At 37.5% G+C, this 24,068-nt stretch carries 28 protein-coding genes; all 28 read left to right on the forward strand.

Going from position 1 to position 24,068, the window contains the following annotated elements:
• The first annotated feature begins 37 nt into the window (after nt 1–37).
• The 28 genes from codY to MKY88_RS05485 all read left to right on the forward strand — a co-directional run bounded on the left by codY (nt 38) and on the right by MKY88_RS05485 (nt 24,064).
• Nucleotides 38–817 carry a GTP-sensing pleiotropic transcriptional regulator CodY gene (codY, locus tag MKY88_RS05350; protein ID WP_025113928.1) on the forward strand — a complete coding sequence of 260 codons (780 nt, stop codon included), beginning with the start codon at nt 38–40 and terminating at the stop codon, nt 815–817.
• A 582-nt stretch (nt 818–1,399) separates the two neighbouring features.
• On the forward strand, nt 1,400–1,792 hold the full coding sequence (flgB, locus tag MKY88_RS05355) for a flagellar basal body rod protein FlgB (RefSeq protein ID WP_008180790.1): 393 nt from the start codon (nt 1,400–1,402) through the stop codon (nt 1,790–1,792).
• Between the two features lie 3 nt (nt 1,793–1,795).
• Nucleotides 1,796–2,257 carry a flagellar basal body rod protein FlgC gene (gene flgC, locus MKY88_RS05360; protein WP_012293259.1) on the forward strand — a complete coding sequence of 154 codons (462 nt, stop codon included), beginning with the start codon at nt 1,796–1,798 and terminating at the stop codon, nt 2,255–2,257.
• A 23-nt stretch (nt 2,258–2,280) separates the two neighbouring features.
• Nucleotides 2,281–2,586 (forward strand): flagellar hook-basal body complex protein FliE, encoded by a 306-nt coding sequence (gene fliE / locus MKY88_RS05365; protein ID WP_025113930.1) that lies wholly within the window; start codon nt 2,281–2,283, stop codon nt 2,584–2,586.
• Nucleotides 2,587–2,705: 119 nt separating this feature from the next.
• Nucleotides 2,706–4,301, forward strand: a complete 1,596-nt coding sequence (gene fliF / locus MKY88_RS05370; RefSeq protein WP_069480347.1) for a flagellar basal-body MS-ring/collar protein FliF — start codon at nt 2,706–2,708, stop codon at nt 4,299–4,301.
• Nucleotides 4,302–4,316: 15 nt separating this feature from the next.
• Nucleotides 4,317–5,330 (forward strand): flagellar motor switch protein FliG, encoded by a 1,014-nt coding sequence (fliG, locus tag MKY88_RS05375; RefSeq protein ID WP_193831172.1) that lies wholly within the window; start codon nt 4,317–4,319, stop codon nt 5,328–5,330.
• Nucleotides 5,323–6,114 (forward strand): flagellar assembly protein FliH, encoded by a 792-nt coding sequence (fliH, locus tag MKY88_RS05380; RefSeq protein ID WP_340813138.1) that lies wholly within the window; start codon nt 5,323–5,325, stop codon nt 6,112–6,114. The genes fliG and fliH overlap by 8 nt, the downstream gene beginning before the upstream one ends.
• Nucleotides 6,115–6,119: 5 nt before the next feature.
• Entirely contained in the window at nt 6,120–7,445 is a 1,326-nt protein-coding gene (gene fliI, locus MKY88_RS05385; protein ID WP_069480349.1) for a flagellar protein export ATPase FliI, read from the forward strand.
• On the forward strand, nt 7,446–7,895 hold the full coding sequence (fliJ, locus tag MKY88_RS05390; RefSeq protein ID WP_069480350.1) for a flagellar export protein FliJ: 450 nt from the start codon (nt 7,446–7,448) through the stop codon (nt 7,893–7,895).
• A gap of 4 nt (nt 7,896–7,899) precedes the next feature.
• Nucleotides 7,900–8,508, forward strand: a complete 609-nt coding sequence (locus tag MKY88_RS05395) for a MotE family protein (RefSeq protein WP_069480351.1) — start codon at nt 7,900–7,902, stop codon at nt 8,506–8,508.
• A 24-nt stretch (nt 8,509–8,532) separates the two neighbouring features.
• A complete protein-coding gene (locus MKY88_RS05400; protein ID WP_340813139.1) occupies nt 8,533–9,792 on the forward strand; it encodes a flagellar hook-length control protein FliK in 1,260 nt (419 codons plus the stop codon).
• Between the two features lie 3 nt (nt 9,793–9,795).
• Nucleotides 9,796–10,482, forward strand: coding sequence for a flagellar hook assembly protein FlgD (gene flgD / locus MKY88_RS05405; protein ID WP_069483260.1), 687 nt, complete (start codon nt 9,796–9,798; stop codon nt 10,480–10,482).
• A 15-nt stretch (nt 10,483–10,497) separates the two neighbouring features.
• The gene (locus MKY88_RS05410; RefSeq protein WP_025113938.1) at nt 10,498–10,866 is read left to right on the forward strand and encodes a TIGR02530 family flagellar biosynthesis protein; all 369 of its coding nucleotides are present in this window, start codon (nt 10,498–10,500) and stop codon (nt 10,864–10,866) included.
• An 85-nt stretch (nt 10,867–10,951) separates the two neighbouring features.
• The gene (gene flgG / locus MKY88_RS05415; protein WP_069480353.1) at nt 10,952–11,920 is read left to right on the forward strand and encodes a flagellar basal body rod protein FlgG; all 969 of its coding nucleotides are present in this window, start codon (nt 10,952–10,954) and stop codon (nt 11,918–11,920) included.
• Between the two features lie 101 nt (nt 11,921–12,021).
• Complete coding sequence (locus tag MKY88_RS05420) at nt 12,022–12,243, forward strand: flagellar FlbD family protein (protein WP_008180764.1); 222 nt, start codon at nt 12,022–12,024, stop codon at nt 12,241–12,243.
• Nucleotides 12,233–12,661, forward strand: a complete 429-nt coding sequence (fliL, locus tag MKY88_RS05425; protein ID WP_008180761.1) for a flagellar basal body-associated protein FliL — start codon at nt 12,233–12,235, stop codon at nt 12,659–12,661. Before MKY88_RS05420 ends, fliL begins: the two co-directional genes overlap by 11 nt.
• A gap of 31 nt (nt 12,662–12,692) precedes the next feature.
• Nucleotides 12,693–13,688: a flagellar motor switch protein FliM gene (gene fliM, locus MKY88_RS05430; RefSeq protein WP_008180759.1), complete on the forward strand. Its 996-nt coding sequence runs from the start codon at nt 12,693–12,695 to the stop codon at nt 13,686–13,688.
• Nucleotides 13,681–14,904: a flagellar motor switch phosphatase FliY gene (gene fliY / locus MKY88_RS05435; protein WP_025113940.1), complete on the forward strand. Its 1,224-nt coding sequence runs from the start codon at nt 13,681–13,683 to the stop codon at nt 14,902–14,904. Before fliM ends, fliY begins: the two co-directional genes overlap by 8 nt.
• Before the next feature lie 21 nt (nt 14,905–14,925).
• Nucleotides 14,926–15,288 (forward strand): response regulator, encoded by a 363-nt coding sequence (locus MKY88_RS05440; protein WP_008180756.1) that lies wholly within the window; start codon nt 14,926–14,928, stop codon nt 15,286–15,288.
• A gap of 10 nt (nt 15,289–15,298) precedes the next feature.
• The gene (locus MKY88_RS05445) at nt 15,299–15,973 is read left to right on the forward strand and encodes a flagellar biosynthetic protein FliO (protein ID WP_328202992.1); all 675 of its coding nucleotides are present in this window, start codon (nt 15,299–15,301) and stop codon (nt 15,971–15,973) included.
• Entirely contained in the window at nt 15,970–16,635 is a 666-nt protein-coding gene (gene fliP, locus MKY88_RS05450) for a flagellar type III secretion system pore protein FliP (RefSeq protein WP_025113942.1), read from the forward strand. The genes MKY88_RS05445 and fliP overlap by 4 nt, the downstream gene beginning before the upstream one ends.
• Before the next feature lie 13 nt (nt 16,636–16,648).
• Nucleotides 16,649–16,918, forward strand: coding sequence for a flagellar biosynthesis protein FliQ (gene fliQ, locus MKY88_RS05455; RefSeq protein WP_025113943.1), 270 nt, complete (start codon nt 16,649–16,651; stop codon nt 16,916–16,918).
• Nucleotides 16,919–16,922: 4 nt separating this feature from the next.
• Nucleotides 16,923–17,696 (forward strand): flagellar biosynthetic protein FliR, encoded by a 774-nt coding sequence (gene fliR / locus MKY88_RS05460; protein ID WP_069480356.1) that lies wholly within the window; start codon nt 16,923–16,925, stop codon nt 17,694–17,696.
• A gap of 1 nt (nt 17,697) precedes the next feature.
• On the forward strand, nt 17,698–18,786 hold the full coding sequence (flhB, locus tag MKY88_RS05465; RefSeq protein WP_025113945.1) for a flagellar biosynthesis protein FlhB: 1,089 nt from the start codon (nt 17,698–17,700) through the stop codon (nt 18,784–18,786).
• A 24-nt stretch (nt 18,787–18,810) separates the two neighbouring features.
• Entirely contained in the window at nt 18,811–20,841 is a 2,031-nt protein-coding gene (gene flhA, locus MKY88_RS05470; protein WP_069480357.1) for a flagellar biosynthesis protein FlhA, read from the forward strand.
• Complete coding sequence (gene flhF / locus MKY88_RS05475; protein WP_340813140.1) at nt 20,841–22,037, forward strand: flagellar biosynthesis protein FlhF; 1,197 nt, start codon at nt 20,841–20,843, stop codon at nt 22,035–22,037. Before flhA ends, flhF begins: the two co-directional genes overlap by 1 nt.
• On the forward strand, nt 22,034–22,909 hold the full coding sequence (locus MKY88_RS05480; protein ID WP_258267970.1) for a MinD/ParA family protein: 876 nt from the start codon (nt 22,034–22,036) through the stop codon (nt 22,907–22,909). The genes flhF and MKY88_RS05480 overlap by 4 nt, the downstream gene beginning before the upstream one ends.
• Nucleotides 22,910–24,064, forward strand: coding sequence for a protein-glutamate methylesterase/protein-glutamine glutaminase (locus tag MKY88_RS05485; RefSeq protein ID WP_258267971.1), 1,155 nt, complete (start codon nt 22,910–22,912; stop codon nt 24,062–24,064).
• Nucleotides 24,065–24,068: the final 4 nt, after the last annotated feature.

The raw sequence follows: 24,068 nt of genomic DNA on the forward strand, positions 1-24,068 counted from the left end.
TGAATACTCTTCGGATTATTTATAGGAGGAACATATAATGAATTTATTAGGAAAAACACGTAAAATTAACTCGATGCTTCAAGCTTCTGCAGGTAAGCCTGTAAACTTTAAGGAAATGGCTGATACACTAGGCGATATTATTGATAGTAATGTCTATATTTTAAGCCGTAAAGGTAAATTATTAGGTATTTCAATTCACCAACAAATTGAAAATGAGCGTATGAAAAAAATGTTTGAAGAGAGACAATTCCCTGAAGAATACACACATAGCTTATTTACAATCTCAGAAACATCGTCTAATTTAGATATCCATAACGAACATACTGCTTTCCCTGTGGAAAACAAAGATCTTTTCCAAAACGCATTAACAACAATTGTACCAATCGTTGGTGGTGGTGAACGTTTAGGCACATTAATCCTTGCACGTTTATCTTCTCAATTTGAAGATGATGATTTAATCCTTGCAGAGTATGGCGCAACAGTAGTAGGCATGGAGATTTTGCGCGAAAAGTCTGAAGAAATCGAAGAGGAAGCTCGTAGCAAAGCGGTTGTACAAATGGCCATTAACTCACTTTCTTACAGTGAATTAGAAGCCATTGAGCATATCTTTGAAGAGCTTGATGGTAACGAAGGTTTACTTGTTGCCTCTAAAATCGCAGACCGAGTGGGAATTACACGCTCAGTGATCGTCAATGCATTACGTAAACTGGAGTCAGCGGGTGTTATTGAGTCTCGCTCTCTAGGTATGAAAGGAACTTATATTAAAGTGTTAAATGATAAGTTCTTAAATGCATTAGCTGAAATTAAAATGAAATAATTCTTCTTGAAGAAGATAAAGAAGGCGTCTAGGTAAAACTAGATGCCTTTTTGTATGCATTTCACTAGACATTTAACGATACAATTGATCGTTGTTTTTTTGTATAAATACAAATTTGGAGAATATTGATGCTTTTTTGTTTCTTTTAACCTAATGTCGTTCATAAATTTGTCACTACAATTAGCATATAAAAATGAAATGTGTGTTACTTTAGAATAATGGTGAATAAACTGTTAATTGCCTATATTAGAATATTCAGCTATTTGTCGAACTAGTAAAATGGAACCTTAAATTAATTTCGTTTTAAAAGGCGATAAAGCTCATAAAAAGGCAAATTTAATACTAAAATCGTAAACACTGTCGAAATAGTGTAAAATAACTAGGTGGTAACCAACCTTTTATGAAGCCTAGAGCTACAAGGGATGCAGAAGTATTGTCCCGGTTGAGACGTTGAAAAAATAGGGCGTATATACTATTAAAAAGTGACAAAAGACAATAGACACTAGGTAGCATCTTAATTACAATTGTATTATTGAATATATTAACAAGTACATAGAATTTAATAAAATGAGGTGAACAGTTTTGAATTTATTTGGAGGAACTATTAGTAGCTTGGAAAATGGACTTTCCTATGCAACTTTGAATCATAAAACAATCGCAAACAATATTGCGAATGTCGATACACCTAATTATAAGGCGAAAAATGTTAGTTTTAAGGATATGTTGGCGGAACAAAAGGATATCTCTATTTCTGCCTATAGAACTGACAATAGACATTATGATTTCACAATTCGACAATCTACACCTGGTGTCAATAATATAGAAAATCTAAGATACCGAAATAATGGCAACGCAGTAGATATGGATGCTGAACAGGCAAAATTAGCAGAAAATCAAATTTACTACAATGCTTTAATTGATCGTGTAAACGGGAAATTAAACACATTAAACACAGTTATTAAAGGAGGTAAGTAATAGATGTCTATTTTCCATGGGATGAATACCACTGCCTCGGCTTTAACTGCACAACGCTTACGCATGGATGTCATTTCTTCTAATATGGCAAACATGGATACAACTCGAGCTCGTCAAGTTAATGGGGAGTGGGAGCCGTATCGACGGAAGTCCGTAACGTTTACAGCACAAGAAGGACAATTTTCAAAGTTTATGAATGTAGCACTTGGGAAAGACGCCAAAAGCGGTGTTGGAAATGGTGTGAAAGTTACTCGTATTTCAGAAGACCGAGAAACACCTTTCAAACTTGTTTATGACCCAACTCATCCAGATGCAAATGCAGATGGTTATGTCAATTTGCCGAATGTCGACCCATTAAAAGAAATGGTAGATTTAATGTCAGCCACTCGTTCTTACGAGGCAAACGTAACAGTATTTAACGCAAATAAATCTATGCTTACAAAGGCATTAGAGATTGGTAAATAAATAAGAAGAAAGGAAGATACATAATGACAATTTCGTCCGTTTCGCTAATGACACCTACTCAGGTTGTAAATGAAACAAATAAACTTAATACGACACCTTATGAAGCACAACAAAGCTTCGCGAACTCGTTAAAAGAGGCAATAGCCAAAGTTAATGACCAGCAAATCACATCCGATAATTTTACTCAAAAGCTAATTAAAGGTGAAAATGTGGAATTGCATGAGGTAATGATTGCTTCACAAAAGGCGAGCATTACATTAAACGCAACAATTGAAGTTCGCAATAAGGTGATTGAAGCTTACCAAGAAATAATGCGAATGAGCGTTTAATCTTTGATTGGGGGGGAGAGCCCCTCTCGATAAAAGATTAATGACCACTTAAATGGTGGGCTCTTGAAGTTCGCAAATTATTGATGGCTAGGTTATTCACTATAACCGGAGGATTCATAATGAATGAACGATTGACGAAAATAAAAAACGACACCAGTCAATTTTGGAAAAGTCGAAGTAAAAAGCAAAAAATAGTTATGATTGGCTCCTTGGTAGGTGTCATCGCTCTTGCGGCAATTGTAACGTTTTTCGCTTCAAAAACTACATATGTTCCACTTTATAAAGATTTATCAACAAGAGAAATTGGACAAGTAAAAGAAGCACTGGATTCACAAGGTGTAACATATCAAATTGCGCCAGGCGGAACATCTATTTTAGTGCCTGAGGAGCAAGTTGACTCCTTATTAGTGCAATTAGCATCAGAAGGATATCCACAAACGGGTACGATTGATTACTCATTTGCAAACAGTTCAGGGTTTGGGATGACAGATAATGAATTTAATCTATTAAAAAAAGCAGCTACTGAAACTGAAATCGCTAAGCTTTTTAGAAACCTGGAAGGCGTTAAAGATGCAAAGGTAATGATTACTGTTCCTGAAGAAGGGGTCTTCGTAACAGATGTGAAAGAGGATGCAACTGCATCTATCGTATTAAATACAGATCCAGGATATAAATTTACAGAACAGCAAATTACAACTATGTATAATTTGGTGTCAAAAAGTATTCCGAATTTAAAAACTGAAAACATCGTAATCTCTAACCAATTCTCAGAGTACTTTGACTTGAATGCAGCCACAACAGATGGAACATCTACAACAACGGCTGAAGGTCAATTGCAAATGAAAAAATTAGTCGAACGTGATCTACAACGTCAAGTGCAAAATATGCTTGGTACATTGATGGGACAAGATAAAGTGATGGTTTCTGTCACTACGGATATTGACTTCAAGAAGGAAAATCGTGAAGAAAACCTTGTGACACCTGTTGATGAAGAAAATATGGAAGGAATCGCCATTAGTGCTCAAAGAATTACTGAGCAATATTCTGGAACAGGGGCGGCAGCAGCTACTGGAACACCTGAAGCTGAAACAACTACTGATAACTTTACTACTTATAATGAAGGTACATCGGGTAACGGCGATTATGAACGTACGGAAGAAACTATTAACAATGATGTGAACCGTATACGTAAAGATATCCAAGAAGCTCCTTATAAGGTGCAAGATATTGGAATTCAAGTAATTGTTGAACCACCAACAGCAACAGATGCAGCGTCATTACCTGACGGTGTCCGCGAAGATATTGAGAAAATTTTAAGTACAATCGTTCGTACAACGATTTCAAAAGACGTGGCAGCTGAGCTTACTCAGGAGCAAATTGATGAGAAAGTAGCCGTATCTGTACAGCCTCTATATGGTAAGGCCACACAAGTTGCTGATGAAAAACCAATAATTCCTTGGTGGGTTTGGGTTATTGGCGGTATCTTATTAGCTGTTATTTTATTGTTAGCATTCTTCATTATCCGTTCTCGTAAGCGTGCGCAGGAAGAAGAAGAGCTAAGTATCCTAGAAGAACAAGAAGATTTAATGATTGACGATATTAATGAAGAAATTGAAACGGAAGCTACAATGCGTCGTAAGCAGCTAGAAAAAATGGCAAAAGATAAGCCAGACGATTTTGCGAAGTTACTGCGTAGTTGGATTGCTGAAGACTAACTAGGAGGTTCGGCTGTGTCCAAGAAAGATAAGGAATTAACCGGAAAACAAAAGGCCGCTCTCTTGTTAATTTCATTAGGACCTGAAGTTTCAGCTTCAGTCTATAAACATTTAACAGAGGAAGAAATTGAACGTTTAACATTAGAAATTTCAAGTGTTAAAAAAGTAGAATCAAACGTCAAGGAAGAGATTATAGAAGAATTCCACAATATTGCGCTAGCTCAAGACTATATCACGCAAGGTGGTATTGGTTATGCGAAAACAGTATTAGAAAAAGCACTTGGTGTAGAACAAGCTCAGACAATCATTAATCGTTTGACATCTTCGTTACAAGTGAGACCGTTTGATTTTGCACGGAGAGCTGATCCATCACAAATTTTCAACTTTATTCAAAATGAACATCCACAAACAATTGCCCTAATTCTTTCTTATTTAGAAGCGGGGCAAGCGGGAGTGATTTTATCTTCATTACCACAGGAAGTACAGGCTGACATTGCAAAACGTATAGCAGTTATGGAATCGACTTCACCAGAAGTAATTAGTGAAATTGAATCGGTGTTAGAGCGTAAATTATCATCTACAGTTACCCAAGATTACACTGAAACTGGTGGTATTGATGCGGTCGTTGAAGTACTGAATGGTGTTGATCGACAAACTGAGAAAACGATCCTTGATGCACTTGAAATTCAAGATCCAGAGCTTGCAGAAGAGATCAAAAAACGCATGTTTGTATTCGAAGATATCGTTACACTCGACAATCGTTCCATTCAACGTGTTATTCGCGATTGTGAAAACGAAGATTTACTGCTTTCAATGAAAGTGTCAAGCGAAGAGGTAAAAGATATTATTTTCCGCAATATGTCTCAACGTATGGCTGAAACATTTAAAGAAGAAATGGAAATTATGGGACCTGTACGTTTACGTGACGTAGAGGAGGCACAATCTCGAATAGTTGCTGTTATTCGTCGCCTAGAGGATGCTGGTGAGATCATTATTGCACGTGGTGGAGGAGATGACGTCATTGTCTAGAATCATCCGTTCAATTTACACTCAATCCACTAGCGATAATGTAAAAGAGATACAAATTCGTGATATGTTTGAAGGACTTGATTTGGAAAATGGTGATGATGCTTCATCCCAACATCAATTAACAATAGAAGAAATAATGGCTGAGCGAGATCGTTTACTTACAGAGGCTAGAGCTTCTTTACAAGCAGAGCGTGAAGCATTTGAGCAAGAAAAGCACATGCACTATCAAGAGATTGAGCATTTGAAGTTAAGTTGGGAAGAAGAAAGACCGAATCGAGTTCAAGAAGCCTATGACGAAGGCTTTGGACAAGGCTATGAAGACGGTGTGAACAAATCCACAGAAGCAATGGCCGAGTCACTTAAAATTGCGAATGAAGTCATTAATCAGGCAAAAGAAAATGCAAAAAAATATATTGATGATCAAGAAGCTGTGGTATTAGAGCTTGGCCTAACGACAGCGGAACGAATAATTGGCACATCTTTAGAACGTGATCCTGATCTATTTGTGTCGATTGTTCGTAGAGGCTTAAAAGAAGCGAGAGAGATGAAAGAAATTAAAATTTATGTGTCGCCAACCTATCACGCTTTAATTACTGCTAATCGTGATGAATTAGCGGAAATGTTCCCGGTTGATGTACCATTTATGATTTTTGTTAATGAAGATTTGAACAATGAAACAGATTGCTATATCGAAACAAATCATGGACGTATAGTAGTGAGCATTGATGAGCAATTGAACGAACTAAGATTAAAGCTTCATGAAATATTGGAAAGTAGGGAATGATCTAGATGAAGACGGCTCAATTAATCGAACATATTCCTCATATGCCAACTTTTAAAAAGTTTGGTAGAGTCACTAGAGTTGTCGGCTTGATGATTGAGTCGCAAGGTCCGGATAGTTCCATAGGTGATGTTTGTAAAATTCATGTGGAAACTGTAAACAATGGTCACCAAATCATTTTAGCTGAAGTTGTGGGCTTTAAAGATGAAATTGTTGTTTTAATGCCTTTCACTTCTTTAAGAGAAATATCTATTGGCTGTCTTGTTGAAGGGACGGGGGCTCCACTAGAAGTAAAAGTGGGCCCAGAGCTAATAGGAAAAGTGTTGGATTCAATGGGAAATCCTATTGATGGCACATTATTACCAAAAGGGCTAATGACGGTTCCGACAGAGCAAGATCCGCCAAATCCACTAACACGTCCGCCAATTAATGAAAGACTTGAGGTCGGCGTTAAAGCTATTGATGGAATGTTAACTGTTGGTAATGGCCAACGTGTCGGGATTTTCGCGGGTTCAGGGGTCGGAAAAAGTACACTTCTTGGAATGATTGCAAGAAATACGCAGGCAGATTTGAATGTTATTGCGCTGATCGGAGAACGTGGGCGTGAGGTTCGTGAATTTATTGAACGTGATTTAGGTACTGAAGGTCTAAGTCGCTCTATTGTTGTGGCTGCTACTTCTGACCAACCGGCATTAATGAGGATAAAAGGGGCGTTTACTGCAACAGCAATCGCCGAATATTTTAGAAATCGTGGTTTAAATGTCATGTTGATGATGGACTCTGTTACACGTGTTGCCATGGCTCAACGTGAAATTGGACTAGCCACAGGTGAGCCACCTGCACAGAAGGGGTATACACCGTCTGTATTTGCGATATTACCTAAATTATTAGAACGTACAGGTACTAATGAAAAGGGTTCTATCACTGCATTTTATACGGTCTTAGTAGATGGTGATGATATGAATGAACCAATCGCTGATACGGTGCGAGGGATATTAGATGGTCATATTGTGCTTGATCGAAATTTAGCTAATAAAGGTCAATACCCTGCTATAAACGTTTTAAAAAGTGTTAGTCGTTTGATGAATCATGTAGCAGAACCTGAGCATAAAAAAGCTGCAGAACGATTAAGAGAACTCTATTATACATACGACAAATCTGAGGATTTAATCAATATTGGCGCTTATAAACGAGGCACATCTAAAGAAATTGATGAAGCTATTCATTATGAACCGCTCATTACTGCTTATCTCAAGCAGGGCTATTTGGACAAAGTGACATTGGAAGAAAGTGTGAATGAGCTAATATCCTTATCGAACGGTGGTGTGAACTAGATGGTTAGCTATGTGTATCGTTTTGAAAATGTGTTAACAATTCGTGAGCAAGAAAAAAACGAAACTGAAATGGCCTACAAGGAATCTGTCCGTTCTTTTGAGGAAGTGGCTACGAAGTTATATGACTTGCTTAAAAAGAAGGAAGATTTAATTGCCTTCCAGCAGGATCGTTTAACTGTTGGTTCATCTATTGATGAAATTCATCACTACGCACGTTTTATTGATAGTCTTGAAAAAACAATTGCAGATGTTCAGCAGAAAGTGATACAAGCTCGTGCAAAAATGAATTGGCACGAAGATAAATTATTAGAAAAAAACTTGGAAGTACGTAAATTTGAAAAAATGAGAGAAAAGGATTTTAAGCTTTTCCAACAAGAGCAGGATCGTATAGAAAGCCTTTTTTTAGATGAAATTTCATTATTAACGTATAACAAGAGAGAAATCAGGTGATTTCATGGTGAGAAAAGATAATCGATTGAAAGCGGAATTAGTAGAACAGCCGCCTAAGAAAAAAACGGGAGGCTTTCTAAAGTTTTTTACTTGGATCGTACTGCCACTTATGTTTGTAGTAGCAGTTTTACTTGTTGTGGCTACATTAATGAATACAAATGTTTTTGACTTAGGAAAAAAGGCAATTGGCAATTTACCTTTTGTTCCGTCAGAAGAACAGCAAGCGAAAGATGCTGTCGTAAACAATGACTCGAAAATAGTTAATTTACAGGCAGAGATTCAAGAAAAAGAAGCAGAAATTACACAACTACAAAAAAAGTTGGATACAACAACAACTGAAAAAGAGAAGCTCATGACTGAAAAAGAGCAACTTCAATTTGAAATTGAAAAATTAAATCGAGAACAAGATGATGTAAAACGTGATTTCAACGATATATTATCAACTTTTGATAAAATGTCTCCAAAATCTGCTGCACCTGTATTAATCAATATGAGTGATACAGAAGCATTACGCATTTTAACCAATTTAAAACCTGATAAACTAGCAGCAATTTTAGAGAAAATGGATGCTAAAGATGCAGCGAAATATACGGAACTCATGGCTAAACAATAGAGTTCATGAAAGGAGGTGAAAAGAGTGGATATAGCGATGATGAAAATGATAACTCAATCAGTACCGACCAAAACTGCGGCAACGAAAGCTACAACAAGTAATAGCACTGATGGGAAGATCGAAGGAACATCGAAACAGGAGACTTTATCGAAATTCGGCTCTGTTTTTGGACAAGTACTTTCATCCTCAACCCAATCAAATCAATCTTCTCAAGCTACTCCAAATAATGAGCTGGCTGATTTACAGCAGGTTTTAAATGCTGATTCATTGGAAGAGGTACTTGATTTATTAGGAATCCCCCACGATGATGGTTTGTTAATCCTTCAACTTGGAGAAGACGGTAAAGCAGTGTCTATGGACGAAATGCTGGATCTGGACAATATACTAAATGCATTAGGTATTGAGGATGAACAGCTTCAAAAAATAGTCCAACAGCTATTAGGAGAAGAAAAAGAAGCTAGTGATGTTTGGGAGCTATTATCATTAGTAGATGCCCAAGCGCCAATTCTACAAGCGCAAATAGGTGCAGCGTTGCAAGGAGAAGGTCAAGTAACACCAAAAGAAGCGACGCAATTACTTCAAGTGTTAAAGCTAGCGCAGTTAGTAGGACAGAAATCGGACTTAACAGCTCCACAAGAAAACTTATTAACAACCGTTAAAAGTCTTTTAACGACATTACAAACGCAAGTCGAAACTATACAAGTAACAACAACCAAATCAACAGGAACATTTTCATTACAGGGCTTCCAGCAAGTCCAAATGACTAAGCAAAGTGAGACAAGTTCTAATGAAATGGTGACACCGCAAACGGTACAAACCAAACCGGATACGTTCCAGATAACATTACCTACTGCTAAGCCTGCGCAGTCAGAGGCTTTATTAAAAGAAATGCAAGCCATAATTAATAGAGCCCAAATTTCTAACGCACAAGGAATAACACGATTAACGATTAAATTGTATCCAGAAAATTTAGGAACAATTCGTATAGAGCTTGTGCAAAATGATGGCGTACTGACAGCACGTCTACTAGCTTCTACAGCGCATGGACGTGAGATGCTTGATAGTCAAGCTCATCAGCTAAAACAGGCGTTTGTTCAGCAAAACATTCAAGTAGATCGTCTTGATATTGCACAATCATTACAGGATGCAGATCGCCAGCAACGTGATCAAAACTTCTTTAATAATTTCTTTAGGCAACAACAGGATGAAGAACAGCACCAAAAAACTGAGGATGACGATGAAGAGATGTCATTTAGTGACTATTTATTAAGCGAGGAGGTATAAATGATGGCTGATTCAACGGCTAAAGTAGCCAATACATCCATAACGGACGATCTTTACTATTCGAATTATAGAAAACCAACCAAACAAACAGGGAATAGTGAACTAGGGAAAGATGCCTTTCTCCAACTGTTAATTACTCAATTACAGCATCAGGATCCAACAAATCCAATGGATGACCGAGAGTTTATTTCACAAATGGCGCAGTTTTCTTCTTTAGAACAAATGCAAAACATGACAAAGGCAATAGAATCATTACTAGCATCACAGCAACAAACACAAATGATGAATTATGCAACCTTTGTTGGTAAAGAAGTCAAATGGCATGAAATTACAGATAAAACAGATGAAAAAGGAGATCCAGTTGTAAATGAAGGAACAGGTGTGATTGAATCCTTGAAGTTTGTAGATGGTAGTGTTGTCTTCATATTAGCAGATGGGAAAGAAATAACGCCTGGTAATATTTCTGGAATCCTTGGCTCTGGAACAAGTTCAAATGGAAATAATCCTGTGCCAGAATCTCCACTTGTTCAGGCTAGTAAATTGATAGGTAAAAAAGTTACATATCAAGATGGCGAGCAGGAATTACAAGGGCGAATCGTCTCTGTTTCCAATAAAGATGGCGTTATTTATTACGTATTAGACAATGATAAAAAAATTACGGATAAAGATTTTACAGTTATTAGCGAATAAAGGTGGGGAAAAGTGATGGATAAGTTTTCAATTCATCGTGTACCCTTGCATCCATCTATTCGTGCAACTCAACCTACGCCCATTCATTCACAGCAATCCTTTAAAGCCCATTTACAGGAAGCATCAAAGCAAGAGCTAAAGGTGAGCAAACATGCACATGAACGAATCATGGAGCGTAAAATTGACATCTCTGAACAAGAATGGCAGGTTGTCTCGGATAAGGTATTTGAAGCTCACTCAAAAGGTGTTAAACAGCCATTAGTCTTGATGGATCAAGCAGCTTTAATTGTCAGTGCTAAAAACGCTACTGTCATTACAGCAATGGATCGCACGGAAGCAAAACAACAGTTATTTACAAATATTGATGGCACGATCGTGCTTTAAGGCTGGACCTTCTTATGAAAGGAAGCCTTCGTGATGCTGATTGATAGAAGCACACAAATAAAAAATGAAGGGAGAACGAAAACTTATGTTACGTTCTATGTATTCAGGTATTTCAGGTCTTAAAAACTTCCAAACAAAGCTAGATGTTATTGGTAATAATATTGCAAATGTTAATACTGTTGGCTTTAAAAAAGGGCGCGTTCTTTTTAAAGATTTAATGTCTCAAACACAAGCCGGTGCATCGGCAGCAACAGCTACACGAGGTGGTGTCAACCCACAACAAGTTGGTTTGGGTTCACAATTAGCTGCGATTGACACGATTCATGGGGGCGGTTCCTTACAGAGTACAGGTCGTGGACTTGATTTAGCTATTGAAGGCGATGGCTTTTTCATGGTAGCTGATGCAAATGGTGCTCCTGATCCAGATAGTGGTTTCATAGACGAAGAAGGCTTCAACAATACTCTATTTACTCGTAATGGTGTTTTCTACATGGATAGCAATGGCTATTTAGTGAATGCTGACGGTAAATATTTAGTAGGTGTTTCTGCTGGAGAGGATATCGTAATGGAAGCTGATGATGATGGTATCAATCCAGAGGATGCACCAATTGCTTCAGGGGATGAAGGCGCAAACTTATTTGATGATGATGGTGTACTAGATCCTGATGAGGGAGAAGTAGGTCCAATTCGTATCCCAACGACTGCTAAAGAGATTAGCATTGGACCTAATGGTACGGTTGAGTATGTAGACCTAAACGGTGAACGTAAATGGGCAGGGCAGCTGATTATGGCTAAATTCCCTAATGCTGGTGGTCTTGCTAAGAATGGTGGGAACTACTATCAACAAACAGCGAACTCTGGTGCTGCATATGCACAAGTGGCAACTGTTGCAGGGATGGGGAAAGTAGTGCCTGGAGCAGTAGAAATGTCCAACGTTGACTTATCAGAAGAGTTTACAGAGATGATTGTTGCACAACGTGGTTTCCAAGCGAATACTCGTATTATTACAACATCAGATGAAGTGTTACAAGAGCTAGTAAACTTAAAACGTTAATGATTGAATAGTCCTTTAATTCATAATGGACGTTTTAACAAACATATTTTCATATGAGGGAGGGTCGGGCCGGCTCTCATGCTAGACCCGGCCCTAATTCAATGATTGAACTAACACGTCTTAATGGCAAAGCATTTACATTAAATGCTTTATACATAGAAACAGTCGAATCATTTCCAGATACGACTATTACTTTAACAACTGGAACAAAATTAATTGTTTTAGAGAGTGAAGATGAGGTGCGACAAAAGGTAACTGCCTTTTATAACAATATACAAATACTATCCAACCCGCATCTACGAGGTGAAAAAGATGAAGAATAATAAAATGTTAACAATGATTATTATTTTGCTAGTAGCAGTCATACTGATCGGGGTTATCTTGTTTGTATTGCTAACACAATTTAATAAACCGACAGGAGCTATTGAACCAACCATTGATGAAATTGTAGAGGCAACAGTGGAGATTCCGGAAATCACAACGAATCTTGCAGATAAACGAGTAGTACGCTTGTCATTAAAAGTTCAAACGACAAGCAAAGATGCTGCTGCAGAATTAACAAAGCGTGTTTTCCAAGTGCAAAACATTGCTATACAAGAACTTTCTGAAATGGAGCAAAAAGATTTAGAAGGTAAACAAGGAAAGCAAATTTTCCAAAAATCATTAAAAACTAGAGTAAATGAATTGATGCAAGAGGGAGAAGTCCAGGAAGTATATTTTACCTCCTTCATCACTCAATAAAACAGAAACTGCTTGAAATGGAGGTGGGCAAATGGCAGGAGATGTGTTATCTCAATCCGAGATAGATGCGCTGCTTTCCGCTATATCGACTGGGGAAATGTCAGCAGATGACATAAAAAAGGAGGATGAGGGACGCAAGGTTAAAGTTTATGACTTTAAACGAGCGCTTCGATTCTCAAAAGATCAAATCCGAAGTTTGACCCGAATACACGAAAATTTTGCACGACTATTGACAACCTTCTTCTCTGCACAGCTTAGAAGCTATGTGCAAATTACGGTTGCGTCAGTAGACCAAATACCATTTGAAGAGTTCGTTCGTTCGATTCCGAATATGACGCTCATTAATGTGTTTGAAGTGCCACCATTAGATGGTAATATATTGATGGAAATAAATCCGAACATTGCCTATTCCATGCTAGATCGTTTAATGGGCGGTAGTGGGGCGAGTCATAGTAATGTAGATAATCTAACTGAAATTGAAACAAAAATTATGACAAACCTTTTTGAACGCTCATTCGACAATTTACGCGAGGCGTGGGAAAATGTAGCGGAAATTGATCCGATTTTAGTGGAGCTTGAAGTTAATCCACAATTTTTACAAATGATCTCACCTAATGAAACAGTAGTTGTCATTTCATTAAATACGATCATTGGTGAAACAAGCGGTATGATCAATATTTGTATTCCGCATGTTGTATTGGAGCCAATTGTTCCAAATCTTTCTGTTCGCTACTGGATGCAAACAAATACGAAAGAAATGTCTCCAGAGCAAACAAAAATGCTTGAAACACGCGTAAAACAAGCAAAATTACCTCTTTCGGTTGAATTAGGGCTAACGGATATCACTATCGAGGATTTCCTTACAATGCAAGTTGGTGATGTTATACAGTTAGAGCAAAAAATTAATGATCCGCTTCTATTAAAGGTAGGGACATTACCAAAATTCACTGTTCAACCAGGTAAGCAAGGCAAAAAATTAGCAATCCAGATTATCGACCCTTTGAAAGGAGGAGACGAAGATGAGTGATGAAATGCTCTCCCAAGAAGAAATTGAAGCGTTATTAAGGGGCGAGACGTTGGAAGATAAAAACAGCGGCACTGAAGCTTCTTCAATTGATGAAACAAATGATATACGAGTAGAGGATTACCTTGATTCGTTTGCACAAGATGCATTAGGTGAGGTAGGCAATATTTCCTTCGGGAGCTCTGCCACAGCACTTTCGGCATTATTAGGACAAAAAGTAGATATTACTACCCCAAGTATATCAATGATTAATCGAAACAAATTAGAAGAGGAGTTTCCACATCCTTATGTAGCTGTACAAGTGGAATATACGATTGGCTTAACAGGCATGAATTTACTTGTTATTAAACAATCTGATGCAGCAATTATTGCAGACCTAATGTTAGGTGGCGATGGATTAAATCCGAAACCTGACTTAGGAGAAATTCAGTTAAGTGCTGTTCAAGAGGCAATGAATCAAATGATGGGCTCAGCGGCTACATCTATGTCGACAGTATTCAACAAAAAAGTAGATATTTCGCCTCCCACAATTGATTTAATGAATATTTCTCAAAATGAAGGTCGAGAAAATATCCCTGAAGATGATTTGCTAGTCAAAGTATCTTTTAGATTAAGAATTGGTAATTTAATTGATTCGAATTTAATGCAATTATTACCGCTTAAATTTAGTCAAAACATCGTAAAATCTCTATTAGGTGAGACTGAATCAATTGAAGAACCTGTGGCTGCAACGATTGCACCTGAGGCACCGCCAATTGCAGCACCACCTGTTCAACAACAAGCGCCTGTTATGCCACCGCCTGCACAGCCTGTTTATCAGCAGCCGGAAGCAACTATGCAGCAACCTGTTTATCAGGAACCACAGCAGTTTGCGCAACCAGCGAGAGCTGCACAGCCAGTGAATGTTCAACAAGCACAATTTGCTAGCTTTGATTCAAATGTAATCTCTCAATCTGAAGCTAGAAATTTAAATATGCTACTTGATATTCCATTGCAAGTTACTGTAGAGTTAGGACGTACGAAACGTTCTGTTAAAGAGATTTTAGAACTATCAAGTGGTTCGATTATTGAGTTAGATAAATTAGCAGGGGAGCCTGTTGATATATTAGTTAATAGTCGTTTAATCGCTAAAGGTGAAGTCGTTGTTATTGATGAAAACTTTGGTGTACGTATTACAGATGTTTTAAGTCAAGCAGAGCGTTTAAATAATTTAAGATAGTTTCAATTGGAGGAGTTAACCATGTCTAAAAGAATTTTGATTGTAGACGACGCTGCATTTATGCGTATGATGATCAAGGATATTTTGTCGAAAAATGGATTTGAGGTTGTTGGAGAAGCGGCAGATGGATTACAAGCTGTTGAAAAGTACAATGAATTAAAACCAGATTTAGTAACAATGGATATCACAATGCCAGAAATGGATGGTATTGCGGCTCTTAAAGCAATTAAAGGATCAGATCCAAGTGCAACTGTAATCATGTGTTCAGCAATGGGACAACAAGCAATGGTAATCGATGCAATTCAAGCTGGTGCGAAAGACTTTATTGTAAAGCCTTTCCAAGCAGATCGAGTAATTGAAGCGATCCAAAAAGCGCTAGGATGATTGCATGAAAATGTTAAAATCATTTCGTTTCACGATGATTTTTGCATTTCTTGTATCCTTCCTGTTTTTGTACCCGACACCAACTTCGGTCTATGCAGACTCTGATACGAATAGTGTGACAGATTGCATTAAAGACCCAGAAGCTTGTTATGGAGATACTACCGATCCAGCTGCTAAACAAGAACCAAGTGTATCAGCAGCTGGAGATATATCTGCATGGGAATACATAAAAATGGTTTTAGCGCTTATTTTTGTTGTAGCTTTGTTTTATGGTTTAATGAAGTTTTTAAATAAACGTAATTTAAACTTTCAACGTAATCAAATGATACAAAATTTAGGCGGTTTATCGTTAGGTGCACAAAAATCAGTACAGCTTTTACAAGTAGGTAAAACAATGTATTTAGTGGGTGTCGGTGAAGACGTTCAGCTATTACGTGAAATTACTGATCCAGAAGAAATAGAAGCGCTGTTAGCACTTTATAACGAAAGGCAAGAACTTGCAGCAACATCACCGTATATTGCAGAAGTATTTTCTAAGTTTAAGAAAAAAGATAGAGTGAATTTGCAAAATGAACAAAAGCAAGAGACATTTGGCAAACTCTTTGAAAAAAAGATATCCGAAATTAAACAGGAGCGCAGTGAAGAGATTGAGAGATGGAAGCAAAAGGAGAAGGATGATAAATGAATGATTTAATCAATATTTTTTCCAATAGCGATCCAACAAACGTCTCCACTTCCGTTAAGCTCTTACTACTATTAACCGTTTTATCACTGGCACCAAGTATTTTAATTTTAATGACATCCTTTGCTCGTATTGTCATCGTTTTATCCTTTGTGCGTACGGCACTGGCTACACAACAAATGCCACCTAATCAGGTGATTGTTGGTTTAGCCTTATTTTTAACGTTCTTTATTATGGCCCCAACCTTTCAGGAGGTCAATAAAGAGGCTTTGCAACCATTATTTTCTGAAGAAATTGGTTTAGATGAAGCTTATGATCGGGCAAGCTTGCCATTTAAAGAATTTATGAGTAAGCATACAAGACAAAAAGATCTTGACTTGTTTTTATCGTACAATCAAGCAGAAAAACCAGCATCAGTGGAAGAAATCCCACTGACAATGCTTGTGCCAGCATTTGCTTTAAGTGAAATTAAAACAGCATTTCAAATAGGTTTTATGATTTTTATTCCATTCCTAGTGATCGATATGATTGTTGCGAGTACATTAATGTCGATGGGGATGATGATGTTACCGCCAGTAATGATTTCATTGCCATTCAAAATCTTATTGTTTGTTCTGGTCGATGGCTGGTATCTCGTCATGAAATCGCTACTACAAAGTTTTTAGGGGATGATACAGTATGACAGGTGAATTGGTTATTTCCGTTGCAGAACGTGCCATTATGATTATCCTTCTAACAAGCGGTCCGTTATTATTAGTAGCTTTAATCACTGGTTTGGCTGTAAGTATTTTTCAAGCTACCACTTCGATTCAAGAGCAAACATTAGCCTTTGTACCGAAAATTATCGCCGTCTTAGTGGCCATTGTATTCTTTGGCCCATGGATGTTATCTCAAGTTACTAGCTATGCGAGAGACATTTTTGAGAATTTAACACGTTATATAGGGTGAGTCCATGAATGAATTAATTCCGCATTTAACGGTTTTCTTATTGGTGCTTGTGCGTGTTTCAGCATTTTTTGTTACGGTTCCTTTTTTTTCCTATAGAACCATACCACCACAAGTCAAAATTACTCTCGCACTGGTTTTAGCTTGGATGATGTATTATACAATTGATGTTGAGCCATTTGCATTCAATGATGAATACATATTATTAGTGATGAAAGAAGCACTTGTTGGACTGTTACTCGGTCTAGTAGGTTATATAATCATGTCTGCCATTCAAATTGCAGGGAGCTTTATTGATTTTCAAATGGGTTTTGCCATTGCCAATATTATTGATCCGCAAACAGGAGCTCAAAGTCCATTAATCGGTCAATTTTTTAATATGTTAGCATTCCTTTTATTGTTAGCAATTAATGGCCATCATATGATTCTTGATGGAATATATTATAGTTATCAATTTTTGCCTATGGATCAATTCCCTAGTTTTACAAATGAAGGCTTTCCCAAATTTATCATCACAACATTTACAGCTGTTTTTGCTATTGCATTTCAGATGGCTGCACCTGTTGTGGCTACCTTATTTTTAGTCGATTTAGCTTTAGGAATAACTGCGAAAACAGTACCACAATTAAATATATTTGTTGTTGGTTTTCCTATTAAAATAGGAGTTAGTTTTTTAGTGTTATTTACAATGATGGCTGTAATGATTCAAGTCATTCAAAAGTTAATCACTATTATGATTTACGGCATGCGTGATTTAATGGCCATTTTAGGTGGTGGATAACATGAAACTACTACTGAATTTAGATATCCAGTTTTTTTCAGGAGAAAAAACTGAGAAGGCGACGCCAAAGAAACGTCAAGATGCTCGAAAAAAGGGACAAGTTATTAAGAGTCAAGATGTAACAAGTGCCATCGTTATGCTGATGGTCTTTATCTTCTTATTTTTCTTTGCAGGTTCTTTACGGGATGAGCTATTAGCGTTTTTTAGACAAACGTTTATCCATAACATACGCATCGAAACACTAACCATTGATAGTGTGATGCACTTATTTATAGAAACATTAATACAAATGGCTTTCATTATTGTACCGATTATGGCGATAGCAGTTGTTGGAGCACTTGCAGGTAACTTTTTGCAGTTTGGCTTTTTATTTACTTTGGAGCCAATGAAGTTTGATTTGAAAAAGATGGACCCTATAAAAGGGTTGAAAAGGATGTTTTCGGTTAAGGCAATTGTTGAGTTGCTGAAATCGGTTTTAAAGATTGGCTTTATCGGTAGTGTAACGACAATTATTATCTGGACAAACTTGCCAGAGGTTTTAGCTTTATCCTTTAAAAGTCCATGGATGACGCTCATTACAGTCGGAAAGCTAGTCGGCATTATGGGCATAGCAGCATCTTTAGTTTTACTTTGTGTATCCATTTTGGATTGGATGTATCAAAAATTTGATTATGAAAAAAATCTTAAAATGTCTAAGCAAGATATTAAAGATGAATATAAAAATAGTGAGGGTGACCCGCTGATTAAATCGAAAATCAAACAACGTCAGCGCGAAATGGCGATGCGTCGTATGATGTCAGAGATTCCAAGTGCAGATGTGGTGATTACCAACCCTACTCACTATGCGATTGCGCTCAAATATGACGAGGAAAGTATGGATGCACCCCGCGTAATTGCAAAGGGTACAGACTTTATCGCTCAAAAAATAAAGCTGATTGCCAAGGAGCATGACGTCATTATGGTGGAAAATAGACCATTAGCTCGTGCCATGTATGATCAAGTTGAAATTGGTGATCCCGTACCAGAAGAATTTTTCAAAGCAGTAGCAGAAATACTCGCTTATGTTTACCGTATTAAACGTAAAATTTAAAGCTTTTTAGTAGGAGGGACACAAATGAAAGTTCGCGATATTGGGGTTTTAGGTGCGGTTATTTTAATCGTTGCGATGCTCATCATCCCTCTTCCTCCGTGGATGTTAAGTTTCTTAATTGTCATTAATATTACATTAGGATTAATTGTACTGCTAACAGCAATGAGTATGAAGGAAGCTTTAGACTTTTCCATTTTTCCTTCGGTTATTTTACTTTTAACCTTATTCCGATTAGGGCTGAGTGTTTCCACAACACGTGCGATCTTAGCAAATGGAGATGCGGGCTCTGTTGTAGAAACGTTTGGTGATTTCGTAGTAGGTGGAAATATTCTCGTAGGTTTAGTTGTCTTTTTAATTCTAGTATTAATTCAGTTTATTGTTATTACAAAGGGTGCAGAGCGGGTAGCTGAAGTAGCAGCTCGTTTCACACTTGATGCGATGCCAGGTAAACAAATGAGTATTGATGCTGACTTAAATGCAGGAGTAATTTCCGAAAAGGAAGCACGCGAACGACGTGAAAAAGTAGCGGGGGAAGCGGACTTCTACGGAGCGATGGATGGTGCCACGAAATTCGTAAAAGGGGATGCCATTGCCTCAATGGTCATGGTTATTATCAACTTATTATTCGGAATCATCATCGGGGTAGTACAAATGGGTCTCCCATTTGCTGAAGCAGCAACTCATTTTTCTAAGCTAACCGTTGGAGATGGTATTGTTTCACAAATTCCTGCCTTGCTTATTTCAACAGCAACAGGGATTGTGGTAACTCGTGCCTCTTCTAAAGGAAGTCTTGGTCAAGATATAACAGGACAATTATTTGCTCAAGCAAAGTTACTCTATGTAGCTGGAGGTACCATTGTATTACTAGGGTTATTTACACCAATCCCTAACTGGGTAACACTCCCAATAGGTCTTTCCCTAATTGCTGGGGCTTATATGATGGAACGTAAGAAACCAGAGGATGAAGAGGAATTACTTGAAATTGAAGAAGAAGTGGCAACAGATGGCATGAAGAGCCCTGAAAATGTTGTGAATTTATTAAATGTGGACCCAATCGAATTTGAATTTGGTTATGGATTAATTCCGTTAGTAGATGCTGCTCAAGGTGGGGATTTATTAGATCGTGTCATTATGATTCGTCGACAGTTAGCACTAGAATTAGGAATTGTCATCCCGGTTGTTCGTATTCGAGATAATATTCAGCTTCAACCAAATGAATACCGAATTAAAATAAAAGGGAACGAAATGGCAAGAGGTGAGCTATTACTAGATCATTATTTAGCTATGAGCCCAGGTGATGATGATTCTATTGAAGGAATTGATACAGTGGAACCATCATTTGGATTACCAGCTAAATGGATTACTGAGCAAGTAAAAGAAGATGCTGAAATTTATGGCTACACTGTTGTAGACCCACCAAGTGTGGTATCCACGCATTTAACTGAAATAATTCGTGCAAATGCTCACGAATTATTAGGTCGTCAAGAGACGAAGCAGTTAATAGATCACTTACGTGAAACCCATCCTATTTTAGTAGAAGAGCTGACACCGGCACCTTTATCAACTGGAGAAATCCAAAAGGTTCTTGGTAAACTACTACGAGAAAATGTTTCTGTTCGTAATTTACCAATTATTTTTGAAACTTTAGCAGACTATGCAAAGGTAACTAGCGATACAGATATTTTAACTGAGTATGTTCGTCAATCATTGGCACGTCAAATTACTGCCCAATATGTGGGAGATAGTACGGCATTAAAAGTTATTACAGTTTCAGGTAAAGTAGAAAAAATGATTGCTGATAGTATTCAGCAAACAGATCACGGAAATTATTTAGCAATGGATCCTCAAGATTCCCAAACGGTACTAGAGACGATTGCAGCAGAAATAGAGCGTGTGTCCTTTATGGAACAATCCGCTATTATTTTATGTTCTCCGGCTGTGCGTATGTATTTAAGACAACTGACGGAGCGTTATTTCCCGCAAATTCCAGTTCTTTCTTATAATGAGTTGGATGCTTCTATTGAAATTCAAAGTGTTGGGGTGGTGAATGTTTAATGAAAATGAAAAAATATTATGCATCTTCCATACCAGAGGCTATGAAGCAAGTGCGTGCAGAACTAGGTGAGGACGCTGTTATTTTGAATTCTAAAGTAGTCATCACTAAAAAATTTTTCGGTATGATTAAACAGAAAAGTTTTGAGGTAGTTGCCGGAGTGGATGGAATGGAGCCAAATCAAGTGGCTCCAGTACCAACGCCTGCATCATTACCTATCACAACTAAGGAAAATGCGAGACTACAAGATATTACAAATGCAATTCAAGTAAAAATTCACCAAGATCAACCATCGCATGATGTAGTTAAGCCCGAGGACACTGGCATTTCTGAAGAATTGAGGAAGGAAATTGCAGATTTAAAATCTTTAATGCAATCGATGCATAAAAAGACTACCCAAGCTCAATATCCCGATGAACTCTTACCCTTCATTGAATACTTAAGACAGCAAGAGCTAAATGAAGAGCTCATCACAACGATAGGTGATGAGCTTTTTATGCATTTCAAAGAAGCGTCAGAAATAAATTTCTCACAATGTAAAATGGTGACGAAAAATTTACTACGTAAGAGATTAGAAAGCCTGCCTATCGGAGGAATGTCCTATGAAAGAAAATATATCAACGTATTAGGTCCTACAGGTGTGGGTAAAACAACGACCATCGCCAAAATGGCAGCTAGAGCAGTTTTAGAAAAGAAGAAGAAAATTGGATTTATTACGACAGATACGTACCGAATCGCAGCAATTGAACAGCTAAAAACGTATGCTGGTCTTTTACAGGCACCCGTTGAAATTGCTTATAACGCAACAGATTTCGAACAAGCTATCCAAAGATTATCGCATTTAGACTTAGTGTTTATCGATACAGCTGGTCGAAATTATAAAGAGGTAAAGTATGTAGATGATCTCCAACGTCTCATAAAATTTGATGATCAAGCAGAATCCTATTTAGTACTCGCGATGACTACAAAAGAAAAGGATATGGCGAACATTATCGACCAATTTAATCAGTTACCAATTGAAAAATTTATCTTCACAAAGATTGATGAAACAAATTCTATTGGCACAATGCTCAATTTAATGATTAAATATAATAAAGGACTTGCTTACTATACGAATGGTCAAGAAGTACCAGAAGATATTGAAGAAGCTGATTTAGAAGCAGTGCTTAATTTGTTTTTTCAAGGTGAAGAGAAATGAGAGACCAAGCTGAAACATTACGCTTGAAAATGATGAGACAGCAAGGCGATTTAGGTCGGGCAATTGCAGTGGTCAGTGGCAAAGGTGGGGTTGGAAAAAGTAACTTCACGATGAATTTTGCCTTGTCTTTGTCCCAAAAGGGAAAAAAGGTTGTCATTGTAGATATGGATATTGGGATGGGAAATATCAATATTTTAATTGGGAAAAATGCTTCCAATAGTTTGAAAGATTACTTAGAAGGAAATAAACTACTAGATGAGGTAATATTTGAGGGTCCCCATGGTTTAAGGTATATATCAGGTGGGTCGGGAATGACAAATATTTTTAATTGGTCAGAGATGATGTTTGAACAGCTTATTCATGCATTTGAACAGCTTCAGAAAAATTATGATTATATTTTATTTGATATGGGGGCGGGTGCGACAAATTGGTCGTTAGATTTACTCACATCAATAGACGAAATTATTGTTATTTCAACGGCAGAGCCGACCGCAATTACGGATGCCTATTCGATGATGAAATATATTCATATGCGGGATGCTGATAAGCAATTTTATGTCCTTTGTAACCGTGCATTTAGTAAAGAAGAAGGCATCGAAACAAACGAGCGTTTAAAGTTAGCCATGAAACGTTTTTTAGACAAAGAAGTCACGATACTCGGTTCATTACCCGAAGATTCGATTGTGCGAAAGGCTGTGCGTGAGCAAGTCCCATTTTCACTTGCTTATCCAGACGCACTGATTTCTAAAACATTACAACTCATAGTGATTCGTTTTATGGAGCATCGTGTGGAGGAAATACATGCACATGATCAGACAGCGAAGAAATTTTTAACGAAACTAAGAAGTATTTTTTCGAAAGGGCGTGATTAATTGGACTTTTTACATAAAAGCAAGCTATTAGTTGTGGATGATTCTGCTTTTATGAGAAAGCTAATTAGTGACTTTTTTGTTGGCAACTCGAAGGTGGAAGTAGTTGGAACTGCACGAAATGGAAAAGATGCAATCAAAAAGATACAATCTTTGAAGCCATCAGTTGTGACAATGGATATTGAGATGCCTGAAATGAATGGGCTAGATGCATTAAAAGAAATAATGATACAATGTCCAGTTCCTGTAATCATGCTCTCTAGCACCACTCAGCGTGGAACAGAAAATGCTATAGCAGCTATTGAAAGTGGCGCTGTAGATTTTGTCGCAAAGCCAAGCGGAACAATATCTCTTGATTTACATAAAATCCAAAGTGAGCTTGTTCATAAAGTAGAGCAAGCTGCAATGGTGCCAATATCCAAATTGAAAAAACCTTCTGGTAGCAAACGACAACAAGATTCAGTGACAAAAGTGAGTACCGTAAAAAAGGATTTACAACAACATGGTCAAATACCTATTCCTATGAATGCCACTGCTACTAAAGTAGCTGTAACGAAATCGCATGCTGAATGGAATAAAGCAGGTAAAAAGATTGTGCTAATAGGTACATCTACAGGAGGACCTCGTGCGCTTCAGGAGGTCATTACAAAAATTCCTAAGACTATTCAAGCCCCTATCCTCATCGTTCAGCATATGCCTGCTGGATTTACGAAATCACTTGCTACTCGTCTCGATCAGCTCAGTGAAATTGTTGTGAAGGAGGCTGAACAAGGCGATATTTTACAAAATGGGGTAGCCTATATTGCCCCAGGTGGCTATCACTTAAAGCTTAGGAAAGTAGGGACAACTTTTGGTATTGTTCTTGATAATCAAGAAGCACCAAGGTCAGGCCATAGACCATCTGTAGATGTGATGTTTGAAGATGTTAGTCAATATAAGGATTTTGATAAAGTAGCAGTTATTATGACAGGTATGGGGCATGATGGTTCAAATGGACTAAAAGCACTGAAAAAGACTGGTAATGTCATGGCAATTGCTGAGTCAGCAGAAACTTGCATTGTATATGGTATGCCAAAAGCAGCGGTAGAAACGCAACTAATTGATGAAGTTGCCGATGTAGATGATATAGCACTAACAATAATGAAATATTTGCCTTAAAAGG

Source organism: Lysinibacillus sp. FSL R7-0073 (genome assembly GCF_038009065.1).
Classification (GTDB): domain Bacteria; phylum Bacillota; class Bacilli; order Bacillales_A; family Planococcaceae; genus Lysinibacillus; species Lysinibacillus fusiformis.

Bases quoted from the DNA above. Each gene is read 5' to 3' on its own strand.
- fliQ (WP_025113943.1), top strand. From the start codon at position 16,649: ATGACAGGTGAATTGGTTATTTCCGTTGCAGAACGTGCCATTATGATT.
- fliF (WP_069480347.1), top strand. From the start codon at position 2,706: ATGAATGAACGATTGACGAAAATAAAAAACGACACCAGTCAATTTTGG.
- MKY88_RS05395 (WP_069480351.1), top strand. From the start codon at position 7,900: ATGGTGAGAAAAGATAATCGATTGAAAGCGGAATTAGTAGAACAGCCG.
- flhB (WP_025113945.1), top strand. From the start codon at position 17,698: ATGAAACTACTACTGAATTTAGATATCCAGTTTTTTTCAGGAGAAAAA.
- flgD (WP_069483260.1), top strand. From the start codon at position 9,796: ATGGCTGATTCAACGGCTAAAGTAGCCAATACATCCATAACGGACGAT.
- fliI (WP_069480349.1), top strand. From the start codon at position 6,120: ATGAAGACGGCTCAATTAATCGAACATATTCCTCATATGCCAACTTTT.
- MKY88_RS05440 (WP_008180756.1), top strand. From the start codon at position 14,926: ATGTCTAAAAGAATTTTGATTGTAGACGACGCTGCATTTATGCGTATG.
- fliE (WP_025113930.1), top strand. From the start codon at position 2,281: ATGACAATTTCGTCCGTTTCGCTAATGACACCTACTCAGGTTGTAAAT.
- flgG (WP_069480353.1), top strand. From the start codon at position 10,952: ATGTTACGTTCTATGTATTCAGGTATTTCAGGTCTTAAAAACTTCCAA.
- flgC (WP_012293259.1), top strand. From the start codon at position 1,796: ATGTCTATTTTCCATGGGATGAATACCACTGCCTCGGCTTTAACTGCA.
- fliL (WP_008180761.1), top strand. From the start codon at position 12,233: ATGAAGAATAATAAAATGTTAACAATGATTATTATTTTGCTAGTAGCA.
- flhF (WP_340813140.1), top strand. From the start codon at position 20,841: ATGAAAATGAAAAAATATTATGCATCTTCCATACCAGAGGCTATGAAG.
- fliP (WP_025113942.1), top strand. From the start codon at position 15,970: ATGAATGATTTAATCAATATTTTTTCCAATAGCGATCCAACAAACGTC.
- flhA (WP_069480357.1), top strand. From the start codon at position 18,811: ATGAAAGTTCGCGATATTGGGGTTTTAGGTGCGGTTATTTTAATCGTT.
- fliY (WP_025113940.1), top strand. From the start codon at position 13,681: ATGAGTGATGAAATGCTCTCCCAAGAAGAAATTGAAGCGTTATTAAGG.
- fliJ (WP_069480350.1), top strand. From the start codon at position 7,446: ATGGTTAGCTATGTGTATCGTTTTGAAAATGTGTTAACAATTCGTGAG.
- codY (WP_025113928.1), top strand. From the start codon at position 38: ATGAATTTATTAGGAAAAACACGTAAAATTAACTCGATGCTTCAAGCT.
- MKY88_RS05480 (WP_258267970.1), top strand. From the start codon at position 22,034: ATGAGAGACCAAGCTGAAACATTACGCTTGAAAATGATGAGACAGCAA.
- MKY88_RS05410 (WP_025113938.1), top strand. From the start codon at position 10,498: ATGGATAAGTTTTCAATTCATCGTGTACCCTTGCATCCATCTATTCGT.
- fliR (WP_069480356.1), top strand. From the start codon at position 16,923: ATGAATGAATTAATTCCGCATTTAACGGTTTTCTTATTGGTGCTTGTG.
- MKY88_RS05445 (WP_328202992.1), top strand. From the start codon at position 15,299: ATGTTAAAATCATTTCGTTTCACGATGATTTTTGCATTTCTTGTATCC.
- MKY88_RS05420 (WP_008180764.1), top strand. From the start codon at position 12,022: ATGATTGAACTAACACGTCTTAATGGCAAAGCATTTACATTAAATGCT.
- fliM (WP_008180759.1), top strand. From the start codon at position 12,693: ATGGCAGGAGATGTGTTATCTCAATCCGAGATAGATGCGCTGCTTTCC.